Below are 17,541 nucleotides of genomic sequence, written 5' to 3' on the forward strand. Positions count from 1 at the left end.
CTTACTTACCCGCCTTTCCGACCTTGCGGCGGATGACTTCGCCCTCGTACTTGACGCCCTTGGCCTTGTACGGGTCGGGCTTCCGCAGCTTGCGGATGTTCGCGGCGACCTCGCCGACCTTCTGCTTGTCGATGCCCTCGACGCTCAGCTTGGTCGGGGACTCGACCTTGAAGCTGATGCCCTCGGGGGCCTCGATCAGGATCGGGTGGCTGTATCCGAGCGCGAACTCCAGGTTGGAGCCCTTCGCCTGGACGCGGTAGCCGACACCGCTGATCTCGAGACGCTTGCTGTATCCCTGGGTCACGCCAGTGATCATGTTCGCCACCAGCGTGCGGGACAGGCCGTGCAGGGCCTTGTTCCGGCTCTCGTCGTTCGGGCGGGAGACGACGATGACGCCGTCCTCACCCTTGGCGACCTCGATGGGCGAGACGACGGTGTGCGCGAGAGAGCCCTTGGGGCCCTTCACCGCGACCGTGCGGCCATCGATGGTGACGTCCACACCGGCGGGAACCTGGATGGGGAGCTTGCCGATTCGCGACATGGCTTTTCCTCCGTTCCCTTCCGCTACCAGACGTAGGCGAGGACTTCCCCACCCACGCCCTTCTTGCTGGCCTGCTTGTCGGTGAGGAGCCCGTGGGACGTGGAGATGATCGCCACGCCCAGGCCGCCGAGCACCTTCGGCAGGTTGGTGGACTTTGCGTAGACCCGGAGGCCAGGCTTCGAGATGCGCTTGATGCCGGCGATCGAGCGCTCGCGGTTCGGGCCGAACTTCAGCTCCAGGACGAGGGACTTGCCGACGGTGGCGTCCTCGACCTTCCAGCCGGTGATGTAGCCCTCCTGCTGGAGGATCTCCGCGATGTGCGACTTGATCTTGCTGTGCGGCATCACGACGTCGTCGTGGTAAGCCGAGTTCGCGTTCCGCAGACGGGTCAGCATGTCTGCGATCGGATCGGTCATGGTCATGTGATGGCCTTCGGCCTCTCTCGCCGGGGTTTCCTGTATGCGCCATCCCTCTCCCCGCTCATCGGCGGGACGGGTGCGGCGCGGGGACCTACGGCGTAGTAAGCGACGTTGAGCGGGCAGTGCCCGCGGGCGGTCACGGGCGGCGGGCGCCCAACCCCACAAGCCTACGGCATGTGAGGCGGGCTCCCGCCGGCCAGGATGCTTACCGAGAGTTCCAGGAGTCCCGCGTTGCGGGGACTACCAGGAGCTCTTGGTCACGCCCGGCAGCTCGCCGCGGTGAGCCATCTCACGAAGGCACACGCGGCACAGGCCGAACTTGCGGTAGACGGAGTGGGGCCGGCCGCAACGCTGGCAGCGCGTGTACGCACGCACCGCGAACTTCGGCTTGCGGGCGGCCTTAGCGATCAGAGCCTTCTTCGCCACGGTCAGTTCTCCTTGAACGGGAAGCCGAGGTGACGAAGAAGGGCGCGGCCCTCGTCGTCGTTGGTCGCCGTGGTGACCACGGTGATGTCCATGCCCCGGACCCGGTCGATCTTGTCCTGGTCGATCTCGTGGAACATGACCTGCTCCGTGAGACCGAAGGTGTAGTTGCCCCGGCCGTCGAACTGCTTCGGCGACAGCCCGCGGAAGTCGCGGATGCGCGGCAGCGCGAGCGACAGCAGGCGGTCCAGGAACTCCCACATCCGGTCGCCGCGCAGCGTCACGTGGCAGCCGATCGGCTGACCCTCGCGCAGCTTGAACTGCGCGATGGACTTCCGGGCCTTGGTGACGGCCGGCTTCTGACCGGTGATCGTGGTGAGGTCGCGGATGGCGCCCTCGATCAGCTTGGAGTCGCGGGCGGCGTCGCCCACACCCATGTTGACCACGATCTTGGTGAGACCGGGGGTCTGCATGACGTTCTCGTACTTGAACTCGTCGTGCAGCTTGCTCTGGATCTCTTCGCGGTAGCGCAGCTTCAGGCGCGGCGCAGTGGTGGCAGTCATCAGATGTCCTCACCGGTCCGCTTGGCAACGCGGATCTTGTTGCCGTCCTCGTCGAAGCGGTACCCGACGCGGGTGACGACCTTGTTGCCGTCCTTCTCCACCACGAGCTGGACGTTGCTCACGTGGATCGGGGCCTCGGTCGTGACGATGCCGCCGGTCTTCGAACCACGGGCGGTCTGGCCGGCCTTCGTGTGCTTCTTGACCCGGTTGACACCCTCGACCAGGACGCGGTCCTCGCGGGGGAAGGCCACGATGACCTTGCCCTGCTTGCCCTTGTCCTTACCGGTGATGACCTGAACCAGGTCGCCCTTCTTGATCTTCATGCTCACAGCACCTCCGGCGCGAGCGAGATGATCTTCATGAACTTCTTGTCGCGCAGCTCTCGGCCCACGGGGCCGAAGATACGGGTGCCGCGGGGGTCGCCGTCGTTCTTCAGAATGACGGCGGCGTTCTCGTCGAAGCGGATGTAGGAACCGTCGGGACGGCGGCGCTCCTTCACGGTGCGCACGATGACCGCCTTGATGACGTCACCCTTCTTCACGTTGCCACCGGGGATCGCATCCTTCACGGTGGCAACGATCACGTCGCCGATGCCCGCGTAGCGGCGACCGGAACCGCCGAGAACACGGATGCAAAGGATCTCCTTCGCACCAGTGTTGTCGGCGACACGCAGTCGCGACTCCTGCTGGATCACGTCTATCTCCTGATCGTCTGCCGGTTCCCGGCAGGGGCTCCCGGTCACCGGGTGGCCCCTGCCGAGCCTGGCGGAACTGAAATCCCGAGCGGACTCGGAACCTTATGGGGTTACTTCGCCTTCTCGAGGATCTCGACGACGCGCCAACGCTTGGTCGCGGACAGCGGCCGGGTCTCCATGAGGAGGACGCGGTCGCCGGTGCCCGCGGCGTTCTGCTCGTCGTGCGCCTTGAGCTTGCTCGTACGGCGGATGACCTTGCCGTAGAGGGCGTGCTTGACGCGGTCCTCGACAGCGACAACGACGGTCTTGTCCATCTTGTCGCTGACGACCAGACCCTCACGGGTCTTGCGGTCGCCGCGCTGGCTGTTTGCAGTCACATTCGTCTCGCTCATGAAGCGCTCTCCACCGTCTCGATGCCGAGCTCGCGCTCACGCATCAGGGTGTAGATCCGGGCGATGTCCTTACGAACGACCTTGAGCCGGCCGTTGTTCTCGAGCTGTCCGGTCGCCGCCTGGAAGCGGAGCTTGAACAGCTCCTCCTTGGCTTCGCGGAGCTTGAGGAGGATCTCCTCGTCGCTCAGCTCGCGGAGCTCGTTGGCCTTGGTTCCGGCCGCCATCACGACTCACCTGCCTCGCGCCGAACGATCCGGCACTTCATCGGAAGCTTGTGAGCAGCGCGGATGAGCGCCTCACGAGCAATCTTCTCGTTCGGGTAGGACAGTTCGAACATCACCCGACCGGGCTTGACGTTCGCGACCCACCACTCCGGCGAACCCTTACCGGAACCCATGCGGGTCTCGGCAGGCTTCTTCGTCAGCGGACGGTCCGGGTAGATGTTGATCCAGACCTTTCCACCACGCTTGATGTGACGAGTCATGGAGATACGAGCTGCCTCGATCTGCCGGTTCGTCACGTAGGCGGGGGTGACGGCCTGGATGCCGTACTCGCCGAAGGCAAGCTCGGTTCCGCCCTTGGCCATACCACTGCGCTTCGGGTGGTGCTGCTTGCGGTGCTTGACCCTGCGCGGGATCAGCATGACGGTCAGGCCTCCGTTCCGCCGGTAGAAGTGGACGCAGCCTCCGCCGCCGGAGCAGCGGTGGCGTCACCCTTGGGTGCCGCCGCGGCCTCGGCCGGCGCCTGCTGCGGCTTGCGACCGCCGCGGCCGCCGCGCTCGCCACCGCGACGCGGACGGTCACTGCCGCCGCCACCGCCACCGCGGGACGGGCGGTTGCCCGCACGCGCCGCGGCGTTCTCGGCGCGGACCTCGGCGATGTTCTTGACGTCGCCCTTGTAGATCCACACCTTCACACCGATGCGGCCGAAGGTCGTCTTGGCCTCGAAGAAGCCGTAGTCGACGTTCGCACGCAGGGTGTGCAGGGGCACACGGCCCTCGCGGTAGAACTCCGAGCGGGACATCTCGGCGCCGCCGAGGCGACCGCCGCACTGGATCTTGATGCCCTTGGCGCCGGCCTTCATCGTCGACTGCATGCTCTTGCGCATGGCCCGACGGAAGGAGACCCGCGACGAGAGCTGCTCGGCGACGGCCTGGGCCACCAGCTGAGCGTCCGTCTCGGGGTTCTTGACCTCGAGGATGTTGAACTGGATCTGCTTGCCCGTGAGCTTCTCGAGCTTGCCGCGGATCCGCTCGGCCTCGGCACCACGACGGCCGATCACGATGCCCGGACGGGCGGTGTGAACGTCGACGCGCACCCGGTCACGGGTCCGCTCGATCTCGACCTTGGAGATGCCGGCCCGCTCCATGCCCTGCGTGAGCAGGCGGCGGATCTCGACGTCTTCCTTGACGTAGTCCTTGTACAGCTTGTCGGCGTACCACCGGGACTTGAAGTCCGTGGTGATGCCGAGCCGGAACCCGTGCGGGTTAACCTTCTGGCCCATTACCGGGTTCCTTCCTTGCTGCTGACGACCACCGTGATGTGGCTGGTCCGCTTACGGATCCGGTAGGCGCGGCCCTGGGCACGCGGCCGGAACCGCTTGAGGGTCGGGCCCTCGTCGACATACGCCTCGGAGATGACGAGGCTGTCGGCGTCGGTGTGGTCGTAGTTGTGCGCGGCGTTGGCAATGGCGCTGTCAAGCACCTTGCCGACCGGCACACTCGCGGCCTGCGGAGTGAAACGCAGGACCGCCTGAGCCTCCGTGGCGTCCATGCCACGGATGAGGTCCACCACCCGGCGGGCCTTCATGGGCGTGACGCGCACGTAGCGCGCCTGGGCCCTGGCTTCCATGGTTGTCCCTTCGGTGTAAGTCATGGTCTTCGCACTCCGCCCGATCAGCGACGACGGGACTTGCGGTCGTCCTTCACGTGGCCGCGGAAGGTGCGGGTCGGCGCGAACTCGCCAAGCTTGTGGCCGACCATCGACTCGGTGACGAACACCGGGACGTGCTTGCGGCCGTCGTGCACCGCGATCGTGTGGCCGAGCATGGCCGGGACGATCATGGAGCGGCGGGACCAGGTCTTGATGACGTTCTTGGAGCCGGCCTCGTTCTGTACGTCCACCTTCTTGCTCAGGTGGTCGTCGACGAAGGGCCCCTTCTTGAGACTGCGCGGCATCTAAACCCGCTCCTAGCGCTTCTTGTTCGTCTTGCGGCGGCGGACGATGTACTTGTTGCTGGCCTTCTTCGGCGAGCGAGTACGTCCTTCCTTCTTGCCCCACGGCGAGACCGGGTGCCGGCCACCGGAGGTACGACCCTCACCACCACCGTGCGGGTGGTCGATCGGGTTCATGACCACACCGCGGACGGTCGGGCGAACGCCCTTCCAGCGCATACGGCCGGCCTTGCCCCAGTTGATGTTCGACTGCTCGGCGTTGCCGACCTCGCCAACGGTGGCGCGGCAGCGGACGTCGACCAGGCGGATCTCACCGGACGGCATGCGCAGGTGGGCCATCGAGCCCTCCCGCGCCAGCAGCTGCACGGAGGCACCCGCGGAGCGGGCGAACTTCGCACCGCCGCCGGGCCGCAGCTCGATGGCGTGCAGCACGGTACCGACAGGGATGTTGCGCAGCGGCAGGTTGTTGCCCGGCTTGATGTCTGCGCCCGGACCGTTCTCGACGCGGTCGCCCTGCTTCATGCCGGCCGGCGCGAGGATGTAGCGCTTCTCGCCGTCGGCGTAGTGCAGCAGCGCGATGCGCGCGGTGCGGTTGGGGTCGTACTCGATGTGCGCGACCTTGGCCGGCACGCCGTCCTTGTCGTGACGACGGAAGTCGATCACCCGGTAGGCGCGCTTGTGGCCACCGCCCTGGTGGCGAACGGTCACACGACCGGCGTTGTTACGGCCGCCCTTGCTGTGCAGCGGGCGGACCAGCGACTTCTCCGGCGTGGACCGCGTGATCTCGACGAAGTCGGCGACGCTGGAGCCACGACGGCCCGGGGTCGTCGGCTTGTACTTGCGGATACCCATTTCTCAGTCCTCGTCCGATATCGGACGACTCGACCTCCGCTAGGAGACCGGGCCGCCGAAGATGTCGATACGGTCGCCCTCGGCGAGGGTCACGATGGCGCGCTTGGTGTCCTTGCGCTTGCCGTAACCGGTGCGGGTGCGCTTGCGCTTGCCCTGGCGGTTGATCGTGTTGACCCCAGTGACCTTGACCTGGAAGACCGTCTCGACGGCCTGCCGGATCTGGGTCTTGTTCGCACGCGGGTCGACGATGAACGTGTACTTGTTCTCGTCCAGCAGCGCGTAGCTCTTCTCGGAGACCACCGGCTTGACCAGGATGTCACGGGGGTCCGTGAAGGTCTTGCTGGTGACCTCGGCTGCCTCTGCCTTGACGGCAGTGGTCTCGCTCATCAGGCGTCGCTCCCTTCGAGCTCGGCCTCGGAAGCGGTGGCCTTGCCGGCCGCAGCCGGTCCGGCCACGAAGGACTCGAAGGCGGCCTTCGTGAAGACCACGTCGTCGGAGACGAGCACGTCGTACGTGTTCAGCTGGCCCGGCTCCAGGATGTGCACCTGGGGCAGGTTGCGGGCGGACAGCCACGCGGCCTCGTCGGCCCGCTCGGCGACCAGGAGCAGGTGCTTGCGCTCGCTGATCCTGCCGAACAGGGTCCGGGCGGCCTTCGTGGACGCGTCACCCTCGACCACGCCGGAGACGACGTGGATGCGGTTGTTGCGGGCCCGGTCGGAGAGGGCGCCACGCAGGGCGGCGGCCTTCATCTTCTTGGGGGTCCGCTGCGAGTAGTCACGCGGCTGCGGGCCGTGGACGACGCCACCGCCGGCGAACTGCGGCGCACGGGTCGAACCCTGGCGGGCGCGGCCGGTGCCCTTCTGGCGGTAGGGCTTGCGCCCACCACCGCGGACCTCGCCACGGGTCTTGGTCTTGTGCGTGCCCTGGCGGGCAGCGGCCAGCTGGGCGACGACGACCTGGTGGATCAGCGGAACGCTGACCTGGGTGTCGAAGATCTCCGCGGGGAGATCGACGGACCCGGCCTTGTCGCCTGCCGGCGAGAGGATGTCAATGCTGGTCGGGGTACTCATCTTCCTCAGACCCCCTTGGCCGCGGTACGGACCAGGACGAGGCCGCCGTTCGGACCGGGGACCGCGCCCTTGATGAGGAGCAGGCCCTTCTCCGCGTCAACGGCGTGGACGGTCAGGTTCTGGGTGGTGACCCGCTCGTTGCCCATACGGCCGGCCATGCGCATGCCCTTGAAGACGCGGCCCGGGGTGGCGCAGCCACCGATCGAACCCGGCTTGCGGTGCACGCGGTGCGCGCCGTGGGAGGCCTTGCCGCCGTGGAAGCCGTGACGCTTCATGACACCGGCGGTGCCCTTGCCCTTGGACTTGCCGGTCACGTCGACCCGGACACCGGACTCGAACACCTCAGCGGTGATCTCCTGGCCCAGGGTGTACTCGCTGGCGTCCGCGGTGCGGAGCTCCACGAGGTGACGGCGCGGGGTGACCTCGGCCTTGGTGAAGTGGCCCTTGAGGGGCTTGTTCACCTTGCGCGGGTCGATCTCGCCGAAGGCGATCTGGACGGCTTCGTAGCCGTCCTTGTCTGCACTGCGCACCTGGGTGACGACACAGGGACCGGCCTTGACCACAGTGACCGGGACGACACGGTTGTTCTCGTCCCAGACCTGGGTCATGCCGAGCTTCTCGCCCAGGACGCCCTTGATCTGCTTAGCCATTTTTCCCGACCCCTCAGAGCTTGATCTCGATGTCGACGCCGGCCGGAAGGTCCAGGCGCATCAGCGAGTCAACGGTCTTGGGCGTCGGGTCGAGGATGTCGATCAGGCGCTTGTGGGTGCGCATCTCGAAGTGCTCGCGCGAGTCCTTGTACTTGTGCGGCGACTTGATGACGCAGTACACGTTCTTCTCAGTGGGCAGCGGCACCGGGCCCGCGACCGACGCACCAGTACGCGTCACCGTTTCGACGATCTTCTTCGCCGAGTTGTCGATGACCTCGTGGTCGTAGGCCTTGAGCCGGATGCGGATCTTCTGTCCCGCCATGGCTACTTCGTAGTCCTGTCTCTCGTAACGCTCTGGAACCCGGTGCTTCCCACTCCACCTCCGACCCACGCGGTCGGGCGTGTCGCTTCCCCTCCCGTACGTCGCCGCACGGGAATCCTTGCTGCAAGGAAGCTGGGGGAAAGAAACCCACCGGATGCCTGGCTGGAAGCCCCTCCTGCGCTTCCCGGAAGATTCCCGTACGTCCGCCCCTGATAAGGGACGACGAGTACGTTGGGACTCGCTTCCGGTCCTCCCGGCGGGAGGCGCACAGCATCGGCACTCAACCGAGCAACCTGGACAGTGTGCCATATGGGGCAGACCCCATGCCAATCGGCCTCAGCACGCCTCGACGCGCCCCTCGGGGGGCGCGGAGAACGGTGGCCGAGCCGCCTCCCGGTCCCCTACCACGTTCCGGGGCCGCCCGGCGAGTGGGGTGCCACGTGACCCCGCCCTCACCGGCTACGCCCAGCAGCCTACCCCTCGCGCCCCGGTCCCAATCCGACCACCACGCGGGAGCGGTTCTGCGTTTCTACCCGCAGCCGTTCTCCTGCGCAGCCGTCCCTACTCGCAGCCGTTCTCCTGCCTGGCGCCGGAGACGTAGGCCACGGTGAACGCCTCCAGGGCCTCACGCCGCTCCCCGGTCTCCGCCGGGTGGAGGCTGTCCGATGCGACCTGCACGGCGAAATAGGCCGGCCCTGCTCCTCCGCAACGGGCGGTGACCACACTCCCCTGGTCGCCGAGAACCCCCGAACCGGGGAACGGAAGCCTCTCGAGCGGCTTCAGACCGGAGTACCGCAGCGTGCGCGCCTCGACTGCCGGGTCGTTGTAGGCGTCCAGCGGGACGAAGGTCACCGTCAGAACGTCCGCCCTGTCAACCACCAACCAGCAGTCGCCGTACCGCTCCGGGAAGACCTCGCCCCGCTCCTTCAGCGACTCCCCCGCGGGCAACAGCGGCTCAACGACCTCCGGAGCAAGTTCGACGCCGCAGACACGTTCCGGAAGGGCGTACTCACCGCCGCCGCCCCCGGTGCACGCCGTGAGGGAGGCGGCCAGAGCCGCGAGGCAGAGAAGCCCGCCGACCACCCGAGGCTTGAGCACCTTCATTCGAGACCTCCCGCGTTCTTGCCGACGTCCTGGTTCGCGTTATTGGCAGCGTCCCTGATCACGTTGTAGATGCCGCTATTAGCAGAGAAGCCTACCTTGCCATCCGTCCAATCCTTGTTTTCCAGGTACCAATCCTCGGCAAGAGAGGCCAACTGCGCGTTCCTCGATTTGAAAGTGGTGCGATTTTCTTCCGAAAGCTCCTGCTGCAGTCGTTTCTGTTCGTCTTCTGCCAGACTGGTTGCCCCTAGATCCAGACCGCGCTGGAGGCCATCACCGCCGCCTGGAATTAGGCTGAGAAGTGCACCAACCCCGTGGTATCTCCAGTTCTTCTTCCATCCGATTTCACTCAGCCCGTCACCATACCGGTCACCGACCGTTTCGTATCGGACCTGCTCCATGAATCCCACCGTAAGCCCCGCAGCGACAAGGCTGTCCTCCGGGTTTTCCGCACCGGCTCGAAAGTCCTTGCGCATGGCGACCTCCAAGCCCACGTTGAGATCCGCATGAGCGTCCTGATCACGGGACACTTGTTTGGCGACCTCAGCAAGATCTTCCCAGTTAAGCGGAGGCCGGTTGCTCAGATCACTCGTCGTAGCGTGTACGACGCTGCCATGGCTGACCAGTACCTTCGCCATGTCGTCACGTAGCTCTGCGGGAAAGTCATCACCCCGAGCGGCGAGATGCTTGAGAGAGCCTTCGAGTACCTTCCTATGCTGTCCGGTGTGCTCCACTGGCCGGGAGTCTTCCCCGTCCGGACGCACGCCAGTGGCACCGGCGAGGAGCGCCTCTCCTGTTGCCTCATACGCGGCACTGGGGCCCTTATAATCGTCAGCATTCTTGCCGTGCCCAAGGGCGTTCGAGGGAATGTCGTTGAAGGACGGCCTGTCCTTCAACGCCCATTCCGCATTGTCCTGCGGCTCGGTCGAGCTGAAGAAGTCCGTAGCCGCTTCCGGGTTGCGGGAGAGCGCCTTCATGAAGCCCGTCATGGGATCACGACCGGCGTCCTGGTCATCGCCATAATGGAGCTGATCGATCCGGGCGTAGGAGGGGCTCTTGTCCCAAGGCAGCACGTTCTCGCGAGTTTTACCGCCAGGCCCCGGGTCGCGGACGTCGCCGGTGTTCTCCTTCTCGTACTTCACCAGCGCGTCGCCGTAGTCGCCCAGGAACTCGCGCTCGTAGACCCCATGCCGCATCAGGCCGCTCATCGCCTGGAAGCCGTAGACGCGCGACCGAGTGGATGGTCTGCTGAGGCCGCTGACGTCCTGGCCACCCAGGGCAATGACTCGTTCCTTGAACGCAGCCATGGCATCGCTACCCGAACGGGTCGCGGTGGCGACCGTGGTGCCGAGCTGCTTCTCCATGACGGCCAGCAGTTCTGTCCGCTCTTCCCTGCCCTTCAGCCCGTTGGCTTCGTTGTTCTGCCAACGGTCGAGGTCGGCCGCACCGGCGTAGAACCTCAGCGTCCGGTCCGGGCCGAGGCCCGTCGCCACGCGCTCGGCGAAGACGGGATCGTCCGCGTTCCGCTGGAGCAGCCTGTTGAAGCGGTCGAGATCCTTGTTGCTCAGCTCGGTGGGATCCTTGCGGCCGAGACCGACCGCCTCGTTCGAGTCCTTGATGCTCCGCTCGGCGGCGTCAAAGCTCTTGAAGCCCTCGGACCGGAAGTCGTACTTCTCGGTGGCATGGAACCTGAGCGCCGTCGCCGTCGTCCGGTCGGTCTCGGCTGCGGCGTCGAGGATGTCACCGATCTCCTTGGCCACCGCGTCCAGTTGCGCCTGCGTCGGCTCCTCGATCTTCGCGTCCCCCGCCACGTGGGGCGGAGGGACGGAGGCGCGTACACCGCCCTTGGCGTTCACGTAGATGTTCTTCTTCGCCGCCCGGTCGACTGCTTCCGCAAGGTCCTGCTTGTGCTTGGTGAAGCGCGTGTGGGCACCGCTGAGAACGGTGTGGATGCTGCGCGCGGCGGTCACGGCGTCCTGGAACTCGGACGCCGTGGTGGTGACGAAGCTCTTGGTCACCACGGCGTTGTGCCCTTTCCAGTCAGCCGCCTTGGCCTTCTTCTCCAGGCTTGCCGCACTGGTGCCGCCGTCGCCGCCGTCGGCGAGTTTCACCAGTTTTCCGACCATCTGCTCCCAGTCGGTCACCGCTGTTTTCAGCTTGCCCAGCCGCAGGTCGCTCAGTTCCTGGAACGTGACCACGAGACGACCGCCCTCACTTTATGTAGTCGTGGATACGGGAGACGGTCATCTCCTTGCCCTCAGCGTTGCGCATGCTGGTGGTGATTTTCTCCTCGTCCTTCGCATGCGCTCCCCTCGTGTAGTCGAGGTGGTTGGAGATGTGGGCGCACGCCTCCTTCAACGTGCCCACCTTGGTGATCCAGGCATCGTGCAGCTCCGTGAGCGCCTTCCCGCAGGACATCCCGTCGGCCGTGAGTCCGGTGGCGGCTTCGGATGTGGACTCGCGGGCGTGGTCGCCGTCGTCCGTGAGGCGCAGACGCAACTCGTAGGCCATGCCGCCGAGTGCACCTAGTTCGTCGTCCCTGACTGCCAGGTCTCTGCCCCCGGCGTCGCCGGGCCTGCCGTAGCCGCCGGAACCGTCGTCGAGGCCATTCAGCCGGGTGGCAGTCACCCGCTCCCGGGCCTGCTCCCACTCGCTCCAGGTCATACAACCCCCATGGCTCCCTCGCCCGTTGCGCTGCCGATCTGCGAACGACAGTACCTGTGCACGTGACGTTCGCGGCGGGTGGCCCATACGAACCAGGGCGCGCACCGGATGCCGCTGCCGGGGGCTGCGTCCCGGGCGCCGGGACCGGGGCACTTGGGGCCCGATACGAGCGAAGTGGCTGGTCGGGGCGGGTATAGCACGGCGTTATAGCCAGATGTGAGTACCCAAGTTGAATGTTCATCAGCAAGTCTGTGCGCGGTAACCCCCCACCGCACACGCCCCCCAGCGTGTCTTCCCTAGCGAGGAACCTTGCGAATATCCAGGCTTGTTCCTGCCCTCGTGGCCGCAGTGGTCTCCGTTCTGGCCCTTCTCGTCCCCACCGCCACAGCCGCCGACGCCACTCCCCCGCCGAGCACCAAGGCCCCGCAGCCCATCATCGGCGGAGGCCAGGCCCAGAGCGGTCCCTGGGCCGCCCGCCTGTTCTCCAACGGACGGGAGACCTGCTCCGCGACGATCATCGCCCCGACGTGGATCCTGACCGCCAGGCACTGCGTGACCGGCGGCGGACTGTCGTTCCGCATCGGCAGCCTCGACCAGCACAACGGCGGAACCGTCGCGAACGGCGTGCAGACCGTCAACCACAGCTCGGACCTCTCGCTGGTCCGCCTCGACCGGTCGGTCAGCGCGACCTACGCCCGCCTCGGCCAACCGGGCTCTGTGCAGGTCGGCCAGAACGTCCAGGTCTACGGCTGGGGCGCCACCTCGCGGTGCGGCTCCGAGGCCAACTGCCAGTCCCAGTTCCTCAAGGTCGCGAACGTCACCGTGACCGGTGCCTGCCGTGACGCCTACGGCGGCTCGGCGATCTGCGCCCGCCGTGGCGACGGCATCACCGCCGGCGGCGACTCGGGCGGCCCGATGATGGCGAACGGCATCCAGGTCGGTGTCGCGTCCACCAGCGACCGCCAGACCACGACCGCCTACACCAACGTGACCGCCTACCGCGCCTGGATCCAGTCGGTGGCGGGCGTCTGACCCATCCCCGTCTCCCCGCACGACCGAGCCGGTGCCTCCGACCTACACGGAGGCACCGGCTCTGCGCGTGAAGCTCCTCCGGCCCGGCACCTCACCACCGTCGACCGTCGACCGTCGACCGTGGCGGGAACGCACCACCCCCGCGTCAGACCGCCGACAGGCCGGTGGCCGCCCAGCTCCCCAGGAGCCTCAGGGCGGTCTCGGCGGTGCTGTCGGGGGCGGTGAAGACCACCAGCGCCTGGCTGTCCTCGGCCGGCAGGCTGAGCGTCTCGTAGGTGAGCGTGAACCTGCCGACCACCGGGTGGGTGAAGGTCTTGGTGCCGTGGGTCTTCTCCCGGACCTCCTGCGCCGCCCACAGCTCCCTGAACTCGTTGCTGCACCTGCTGAGTTCGGCGACGAGGTGACACAGCCGGGCGTCGTCCGCGTGGCGGGCGGCGGCGAAGCGCAGGAAGCCGACGGTCTGCCGGGCCACCTCCGGCCACTGCGGATACAGGTCGCGTGCCGAGGTGCACAGAAAGATGTGGCGGGCGATGTTCGGCGGTCCGAACGACGCGTCGGCGAGACCGGGGACGAGGGCGTGGGCCAGGTCGTTGGCGGCCAGCACGTCCATGCTCGGCGCGAGCACGTAGGCGGGTGTGGCGCCGACGGCGTCGAGCAGGCGGCGCAGCCCCGGGCGCACCCGGGGCGGCTGCGGCTCGGACGGTGCGACGTGCGCGAGACGGGTGCGGGGCCGTCGTGCCAGGTCTCGGAGGTGGGTCCGCTCGGTCGGTCCGAGCCGCAGGACGCGGGCGAGCGCCTCCAGAACGGCGTCCGAGGGGTTGGCGGCGCGGCCCTGCTCCAGCCGGACGTAGTAGACGAGGCTGACTCCCGCGAGTTCGGCCACCTCCTCGCGGCGCAGGCCGGGCACCCGGCGTCGGCCCAGCGTCGGCGGGAGCCCGGTGGCCTGCGGGGTCAGCTGGGCGCGTCGTGATCTGAGGAACGCGCCGAGTTCCTGCGCCGGGTCCATGCACTGCCCCTGATCGTCGTCCGTCTCCGTGCGGTCATGGCAGGCGGTCGCCGACCGCCCTCCGCGCCGACCGCTCTCCGCCGCCGCCAGTATGCGCGCCGGGCAGCGGGCCGTCCTGTCCTTGCCAGTACCACCCTCGGACGCCGACGGGTGCCGCCCCGCCCCGAACCCCGCCGCCGTCGAGCCTGGTACTCGCGGGGTACTGGCTCGGCGGTCGGGCCGGGTCGACGGTGGTCACGGGTGCGACCGCACCGGCCCGGCCGCCACCGGCTGAGGCATCCGCAGAGGCAGCAGAAGCAACAGAAACAGCAGGAGCAGCGAAGATGCGTGCAGTGACGTTCTCCCGGCACGGCGACGGCAGCGTGCTGGAACTCACCGACCGGCCCGTTCCGCAGCCCGGCGACGGTGAGGTGCTGGTCGAGGTACGGGCGGCGGGGGTGAACCCGATCGACTGGAAGTTCAGGGAGGGTGCGGTGAGCTTCGGTCAGCCGTTCCCGCAGGGCATGGGCTGGGACGTGGCGGGGGTCGTCGCAGGCGGCGCTCCCTCGGGCGGAGCGGGCGGAGCGGGCGGGTTCACGGCCGGGGACGAGGTGTACGGCATGCTGCCGCTGACCTCCCCGGGGGCGTACCAGCGGTTCGCCGTGGTCCCGGCCTCGGCGCTGGCGCCCAGGCCGGCCGGGCTGCCGCTCGGGCAGGCCGCCGCGGTGCCGATGGCGGCCCTGACGGCGTGGCAGTCCCTGGACGCCGCCGGAGACCTCGCGGGGCGACGCGTGCTGGTGCATGCCGGCGCGGGCGGGGTCGGGCACTTCGCCGTGCAGTTCGCGAAGGTCCGCGGTGCGCACGTCCTGGCGACGGCGTCGCCGCGCAACCGGGACTTCCTGGTCGGACTGGGCGTCGACGAGGTCGTGGACCGGACGTCGGGCGGGCTGCCCGTCGAGCCGGTCGACGTCGTCGTCGACGCGGTGGGTGGGGACGTGCAGCGGAACTCGTGGAAGGTCCTCAACCCCGGCGGCACGCTTGTCACCCTGCCGGAGCCGATCGACGAGTCGCACCGCGTGCCCGGCGTGACGGGCCTGCGTGTGGTGGTCACCCCCGACGGCGACACACTGCGGCGCATCGGCGCGCTGGTCGACGCCGGTCGCGTCCGCGTCGAGGTCCAGCAGGCGTTCTCCCTGGAACAGGCCGCGGAGGCCCAGCGGGTCAGCCGGTCCGGTCAGGTGCGCGGCAAGCTGGTGCTGCACCTCTGAGGCCGCGCCTACGGTGTTCGTCACTCCGGGATGCCGGTGATCACCGGCATCCCGGAGTGAGCACAAGTGGGCAGCAGTTGAGCTGGTAAGTGAGCGGCTTCCAGCCCAATGATCCGAAGGCCGCGGCACATCGGCCGGGCAAGGATCAGGGGAGAGTCCACATGAACACCTTCCGGAAGCAGGCGACGGTGCTGGTCGTCGGCGCCGCGACCCTCGGCAGTCTGCTGGTACCCGCCTCCATGGCGGCGGCGGCGCCCGCGAAGCAGAACACCGCGGTGACCCAGCCCGGGGAGGTCCGGGCGGCCGGAATCAAGATCGACGTGGTGACTTCCACCGTGGACATCAGCAACCGCCTCTACAACATCATCAGCCAGGCCATCGCGCACAAGCAGAACCGGTCGGGCTACGTGAAGAGCCTGCGCGAGGGCGCGTTCTACGACGCCCGCGAGCGCTACAACGTCATGATCATCAAGGCGGACCACAAGTACTCCTCGAACCTCAAGCGCATCGTGTACGACGCCAAGGTGAAGGGCGGGAACTACCCGACCTTCCGGGTGATCGTCTTCGAGTCGGGTTCGTTCACCAACCGCGGTGACGGCGGCTACGACAACTGGGCCTTCCGCGGCTGGTACAAGCGCGACGGCATGACCGTCAACTTCCGCAAGAAGTGAGTCGGCACGGCCACCACCGTGACACCCCCGCCGTCGCAGCCGAGAGGAACAACTCCATGAACCGCCAGAACCTGAAGACGTCCCTGGTCGCCGTGCCGCTGGTGACCGCCGCCCTGCTGGGCACCGCCGCCCTTCCGGCGCACGCGGCGAGCCCGGCCGCCACCACCGCGACCGCCGTCGCTGAGCAGTCCGTGTCGGTCGCCGCCGACGCGCCGAAGCCCAGGGTGATCATCCACACGGACAAGGGCGCGAACGGCGTCCAGGTCGCCAACGCGATCAGCAACATCCGGGAGAAGAACCGCGGAAAGTTCGTCGAGAAGGCACGGGACGCCGCCTTCGAGAAGAGCGGCAAGCGCTACAACGTCGTGATCATCAACCTCGCCCAGAAGCACAAGGAGAACCTCAACACGGTGCGGCTCTACGCCAACGTCCAGTACGGGGGCATCTACTACGGGCTGTACATCGCCGAGACCGGCACGTTCACCAACCAGGGCGACGGCGGCTACATCAACTGGGCCTTCCGCGGCTGGTACAAGCGCAACGGCATGACCGTCACCTTCCGCCGCCCGTAATGCGCTTGGCAACCACCCCGAAAGAGGACCCGTACACATGAAGACCAAGCAGCGCGCAGCGGCCTACGGCCTCGCCCTGGTCGCGATGGCCGGCGCACTCACCGTCATGTCCCCGCAGGCCGCCATGGCCGCCGACATCTCTCCCTGCGACCTGAGCAAGAAGGTCCAGGAACTACGCGCCTGGGACACCAACGGCAAGTACAACATCATCGTGTGGAAGGAATCGGCCCGCAAGAGCTCCAAGTTCAACGGCGTCCAGGTCCGGGGTCACACCCGCAACGCCACCTGCAAGACCGTCACGGGCGACAAGGCGAACTACTTCTGGATGGTCTTCCGGGACGGCGAGTTCACCCGCAAGGGCGACGGCGGCTACCGGAACTGGGCCTTCAGCGGCAAGTTCACCCGCAACGACAACCACGTGAAGTTCCACCGCCGCTGACCCCGGCCGGGCACGGCACCTCCGCCGTGGTTCTCCCGCGGTGTCCCCGCGCTTCGCGCGCCCTCCCGACGAAGGAACCGTGACATGAAGACCCTGCGCAAGAACGCAGCCCGCAGCGTCGCCCTGCTCGCAATGGCCGGCGCGCTGAGCGTGACCGTGCCGCAGACGGCGACGGCCGCGAGCGACTACCTCAACCCGTGCGACCTGAGCACGAAGATCCAGGAACTCCAGGACTGGGGCTCCGACAAGAGCAACAACATCGTCGTCTACAAGGACTCCGCCCACAAGTCGAGCAACTTCAACAACGTCGTCGCCCGTGGCAAGACCACGGCGAAGCCCTGCAAGCAGGTCTTCGGCACGGCCACGTACCACTGGGTGGTGTTCAAGGGCAGCGGCAAGTTCACCCGCAAGGGCGACGGCGGCTACCGGAACTGGGCCTTCTACGGCAAGTTCACCCGCAACGACAACGTGGTGACGTTCCACCGTCGCTGACCTACCTGAACGCCGTTCGGGGCGGGCTGACGCCCCTCCGGCAAGCACCGTGGAGGGGCGGGAGTGCCGTTGCCGGCACCCCGCCCCTTCCGCGCGCCATCACGCCGCAGGGCGAAACACGCAGGTCGGAGGGTGTGCAAGAGTCCGGCAACCGGCGTCCGCTATTACTGTCCTTGTCTCGGGGGAAACTTCGAAGCGGGGAGACCGACCGTCATGGA

At 67.5% G+C, this 17,541-nt stretch carries 27 protein-coding genes; 6 read left to right on the forward strand and 21 right to left on the reverse strand.

Translation table 11 applies throughout. The features are described 5' to 3' along the window. Position 1: 1 nt before the first annotated feature. From rplF to QNO07_RS05605, 20 genes are all read right to left on the reverse strand, one after another. On the reverse strand, positions 2-541 hold the full coding sequence (gene rplF, locus QNO07_RS05510; RefSeq protein WP_283990391.1) for a 50S ribosomal protein L6: 540 nt from the start codon (positions 539-541) through the stop codon (positions 2-4). Positions 542-564: 23 nt separating this feature from the next. After that, positions 565-963 carry a 30S ribosomal protein S8 gene (rpsH, locus tag QNO07_RS05515; RefSeq protein ID WP_283990392.1) on the reverse strand — a complete coding sequence of 133 codons (399 nt, stop codon included), beginning with the start codon at positions 961-963 and terminating at the stop codon, positions 565-567. Between the two features lie 237 nt (positions 964-1,200). Continuing rightward, positions 1,201-1,386 carry a type Z 30S ribosomal protein S14 gene (locus QNO07_RS05520; RefSeq protein ID WP_004571834.1) on the reverse strand — a complete coding sequence of 62 codons (186 nt, stop codon included), beginning with the start codon at positions 1,384-1,386 and terminating at the stop codon, positions 1,201-1,203. 2 nt (positions 1,387-1,388) lie between these two features. Beyond that, a complete protein-coding gene (gene rplE, locus QNO07_RS05525; protein ID WP_283990394.1) occupies positions 1,389-1,946 on the reverse strand; it encodes a 50S ribosomal protein L5 in 558 nt (185 codons plus the stop codon). After that, on the reverse strand, positions 1,946-2,269 hold the full coding sequence (gene rplX, locus QNO07_RS05530; protein ID WP_283990395.1) for a 50S ribosomal protein L24: 324 nt from the start codon (positions 2,267-2,269) through the stop codon (positions 1,946-1,948). Before rplX ends, rplE begins: the two co-directional genes overlap by 1 nt. A gap of 2 nt (positions 2,270-2,271) precedes the next feature. Then, positions 2,272-2,640 (reverse strand): 50S ribosomal protein L14, encoded by a 369-nt coding sequence (rplN, locus tag QNO07_RS05535; protein WP_283990396.1) that lies wholly within the window; start codon positions 2,638-2,640, stop codon positions 2,272-2,274. Positions 2,641-2,750: 110 nt separating this feature from the next. Further along, complete coding sequence (gene rpsQ, locus QNO07_RS05540) at positions 2,751-3,032, reverse strand: 30S ribosomal protein S17 (RefSeq protein WP_283990397.1); 282 nt, start codon at positions 3,030-3,032, stop codon at positions 2,751-2,753. Next, entirely contained in the window at positions 3,029-3,256 is a 228-nt protein-coding gene (gene rpmC / locus QNO07_RS05545; RefSeq protein ID WP_283990398.1) for a 50S ribosomal protein L29, read from the reverse strand. The genes rpsQ and rpmC overlap by 4 nt, the downstream gene beginning before the upstream one ends. Continuing rightward, entirely contained in the window at positions 3,256-3,675 is a 420-nt protein-coding gene (rplP, locus tag QNO07_RS05550; protein ID WP_283990399.1) for a 50S ribosomal protein L16, read from the reverse strand. Before rplP ends, rpmC begins: the two co-directional genes overlap by 1 nt. Positions 3,676-3,680: 5 nt before the next feature. Continuing rightward, on the reverse strand, positions 3,681-4,535 hold the full coding sequence (rpsC, locus tag QNO07_RS05555) for a 30S ribosomal protein S3 (protein ID WP_283990401.1): 855 nt from the start codon (positions 4,533-4,535) through the stop codon (positions 3,681-3,683). Then, positions 4,535-4,882, reverse strand: coding sequence for a 50S ribosomal protein L22 (gene rplV / locus QNO07_RS05560; RefSeq protein WP_283990528.1), 348 nt, complete (start codon positions 4,880-4,882; stop codon positions 4,535-4,537). The genes rpsC and rplV overlap by 1 nt, the downstream gene beginning before the upstream one ends. A 44-nt stretch (positions 4,883-4,926) precedes the next feature. After that, on the reverse strand, positions 4,927-5,208 hold the full coding sequence (gene rpsS / locus QNO07_RS05565) for a 30S ribosomal protein S19 (RefSeq protein WP_028427761.1): 282 nt from the start codon (positions 5,206-5,208) through the stop codon (positions 4,927-4,929). Between the two features lie 12 nt (positions 5,209-5,220). After that, positions 5,221-6,057: a 50S ribosomal protein L2 gene (rplB, locus tag QNO07_RS05570; protein WP_283990405.1), complete on the reverse strand. Its 837-nt coding sequence runs from the start codon at positions 6,055-6,057 to the stop codon at positions 5,221-5,223. Between the two features lie 39 nt (positions 6,058-6,096). Beyond that, positions 6,097-6,444: a 50S ribosomal protein L23 gene (gene rplW, locus QNO07_RS05575; RefSeq protein ID WP_283990406.1), complete on the reverse strand. Its 348-nt coding sequence runs from the start codon at positions 6,442-6,444 to the stop codon at positions 6,097-6,099. Further along, positions 6,444-7,127 carry a 50S ribosomal protein L4 gene (rplD, locus tag QNO07_RS05580; RefSeq protein WP_283990407.1) on the reverse strand — a complete coding sequence of 228 codons (684 nt, stop codon included), beginning with the start codon at positions 7,125-7,127 and terminating at the stop codon, positions 6,444-6,446. Before rplD ends, rplW begins: the two co-directional genes overlap by 1 nt. A gap of 5 nt (positions 7,128-7,132) precedes the next feature. After that, positions 7,133-7,777: a 50S ribosomal protein L3 gene (rplC, locus tag QNO07_RS05585; protein ID WP_283990408.1), complete on the reverse strand. Its 645-nt coding sequence runs from the start codon at positions 7,775-7,777 to the stop codon at positions 7,133-7,135. A 13-nt stretch (positions 7,778-7,790) separates the two neighbouring features. Beyond that, positions 7,791-8,099: a 30S ribosomal protein S10 gene (rpsJ, locus tag QNO07_RS05590; protein WP_016473429.1), complete on the reverse strand. Its 309-nt coding sequence runs from the start codon at positions 8,097-8,099 to the stop codon at positions 7,791-7,793. A 561-nt stretch (positions 8,100-8,660) separates the two neighbouring features. Next, a complete protein-coding gene (locus tag QNO07_RS05595; protein ID WP_283990410.1) occupies positions 8,661-9,203 on the reverse strand; it encodes a hypothetical protein in 543 nt (180 codons plus the stop codon). Continuing rightward, a complete protein-coding gene (locus QNO07_RS05600) occupies positions 9,200-11,398 on the reverse strand; it encodes a hypothetical protein (RefSeq protein WP_283990411.1) in 2,199 nt (732 codons plus the stop codon). The genes QNO07_RS05595 and QNO07_RS05600 overlap by 4 nt, the downstream gene beginning before the upstream one ends. A gap of 13 nt (positions 11,399-11,411) precedes the next feature. Continuing rightward, a complete protein-coding gene (locus QNO07_RS05605) occupies positions 11,412-11,864 on the reverse strand; it encodes a hypothetical protein (RefSeq protein WP_283990412.1) in 453 nt (150 codons plus the stop codon). A 309-nt stretch (positions 11,865-12,173) separates the two neighbouring features. On the opposite strand from QNO07_RS05605, the gene QNO07_RS05610 reads away from it, so the two are divergent. Then, the gene (locus tag QNO07_RS05610; RefSeq protein ID WP_283990413.1) at positions 12,174-12,896 is read left to right on the forward strand and encodes a S1 family peptidase; all 723 of its coding nucleotides are present in this window, start codon (positions 12,174-12,176) and stop codon (positions 12,894-12,896) included. 145 nt (positions 12,897-13,041) lie between these two features. Here the strand turns inward: QNO07_RS05610 and QNO07_RS05615 are convergent, their stop codons facing one another. Beyond that, a complete protein-coding gene (locus QNO07_RS05615; RefSeq protein ID WP_283990414.1) occupies positions 13,042-13,902 on the reverse strand; it encodes a helix-turn-helix transcriptional regulator in 861 nt (286 codons plus the stop codon). A gap of 323 nt (positions 13,903-14,225) precedes the next feature. Here QNO07_RS05615 and QNO07_RS05620 point away from each other — a divergent pair, with 323 nt between their 5' ends. The 5 genes from QNO07_RS05620 to QNO07_RS05640 all read left to right on the forward strand — a co-directional run bounded on the left by QNO07_RS05620 (position 14,226) and on the right by QNO07_RS05640 (position 17,323). After that, positions 14,226-15,149 carry an NADP-dependent oxidoreductase gene (locus QNO07_RS05620; protein WP_283990415.1) on the forward strand — a complete coding sequence of 308 codons (924 nt, stop codon included), beginning with the start codon at positions 14,226-14,228 and terminating at the stop codon, positions 15,147-15,149. 161 nt (positions 15,150-15,310) lie between these two features. Beyond that, on the forward strand, positions 15,311-15,820 hold the full coding sequence (locus tag QNO07_RS05625; protein WP_283990417.1) for a hypothetical protein: 510 nt from the start codon (positions 15,311-15,313) through the stop codon (positions 15,818-15,820). A gap of 56 nt (positions 15,821-15,876) precedes the next feature. Further along, positions 15,877-16,392, forward strand: coding sequence for a stress protein (locus QNO07_RS05630; protein ID WP_283990418.1), 516 nt, complete (start codon positions 15,877-15,879; stop codon positions 16,390-16,392). A gap of 37 nt (positions 16,393-16,429) precedes the next feature. Next, complete coding sequence (locus tag QNO07_RS05635; protein ID WP_283990419.1) at positions 16,430-16,831, forward strand: hypothetical protein; 402 nt, start codon at positions 16,430-16,432, stop codon at positions 16,829-16,831. Between the two features lie 84 nt (positions 16,832-16,915). Next, on the forward strand, positions 16,916-17,323 hold the full coding sequence (locus QNO07_RS05640; RefSeq protein WP_283990420.1) for a hypothetical protein: 408 nt from the start codon (positions 16,916-16,918) through the stop codon (positions 17,321-17,323). Positions 17,324-17,541: the final 218 nt, after the last annotated feature.

The organism is Streptomyces sp. 549, from assembly GCF_030124175.1.
Lineage (GTDB): Bacteria > Actinomycetota > Actinomycetes > Streptomycetales > Streptomycetaceae > Streptomyces.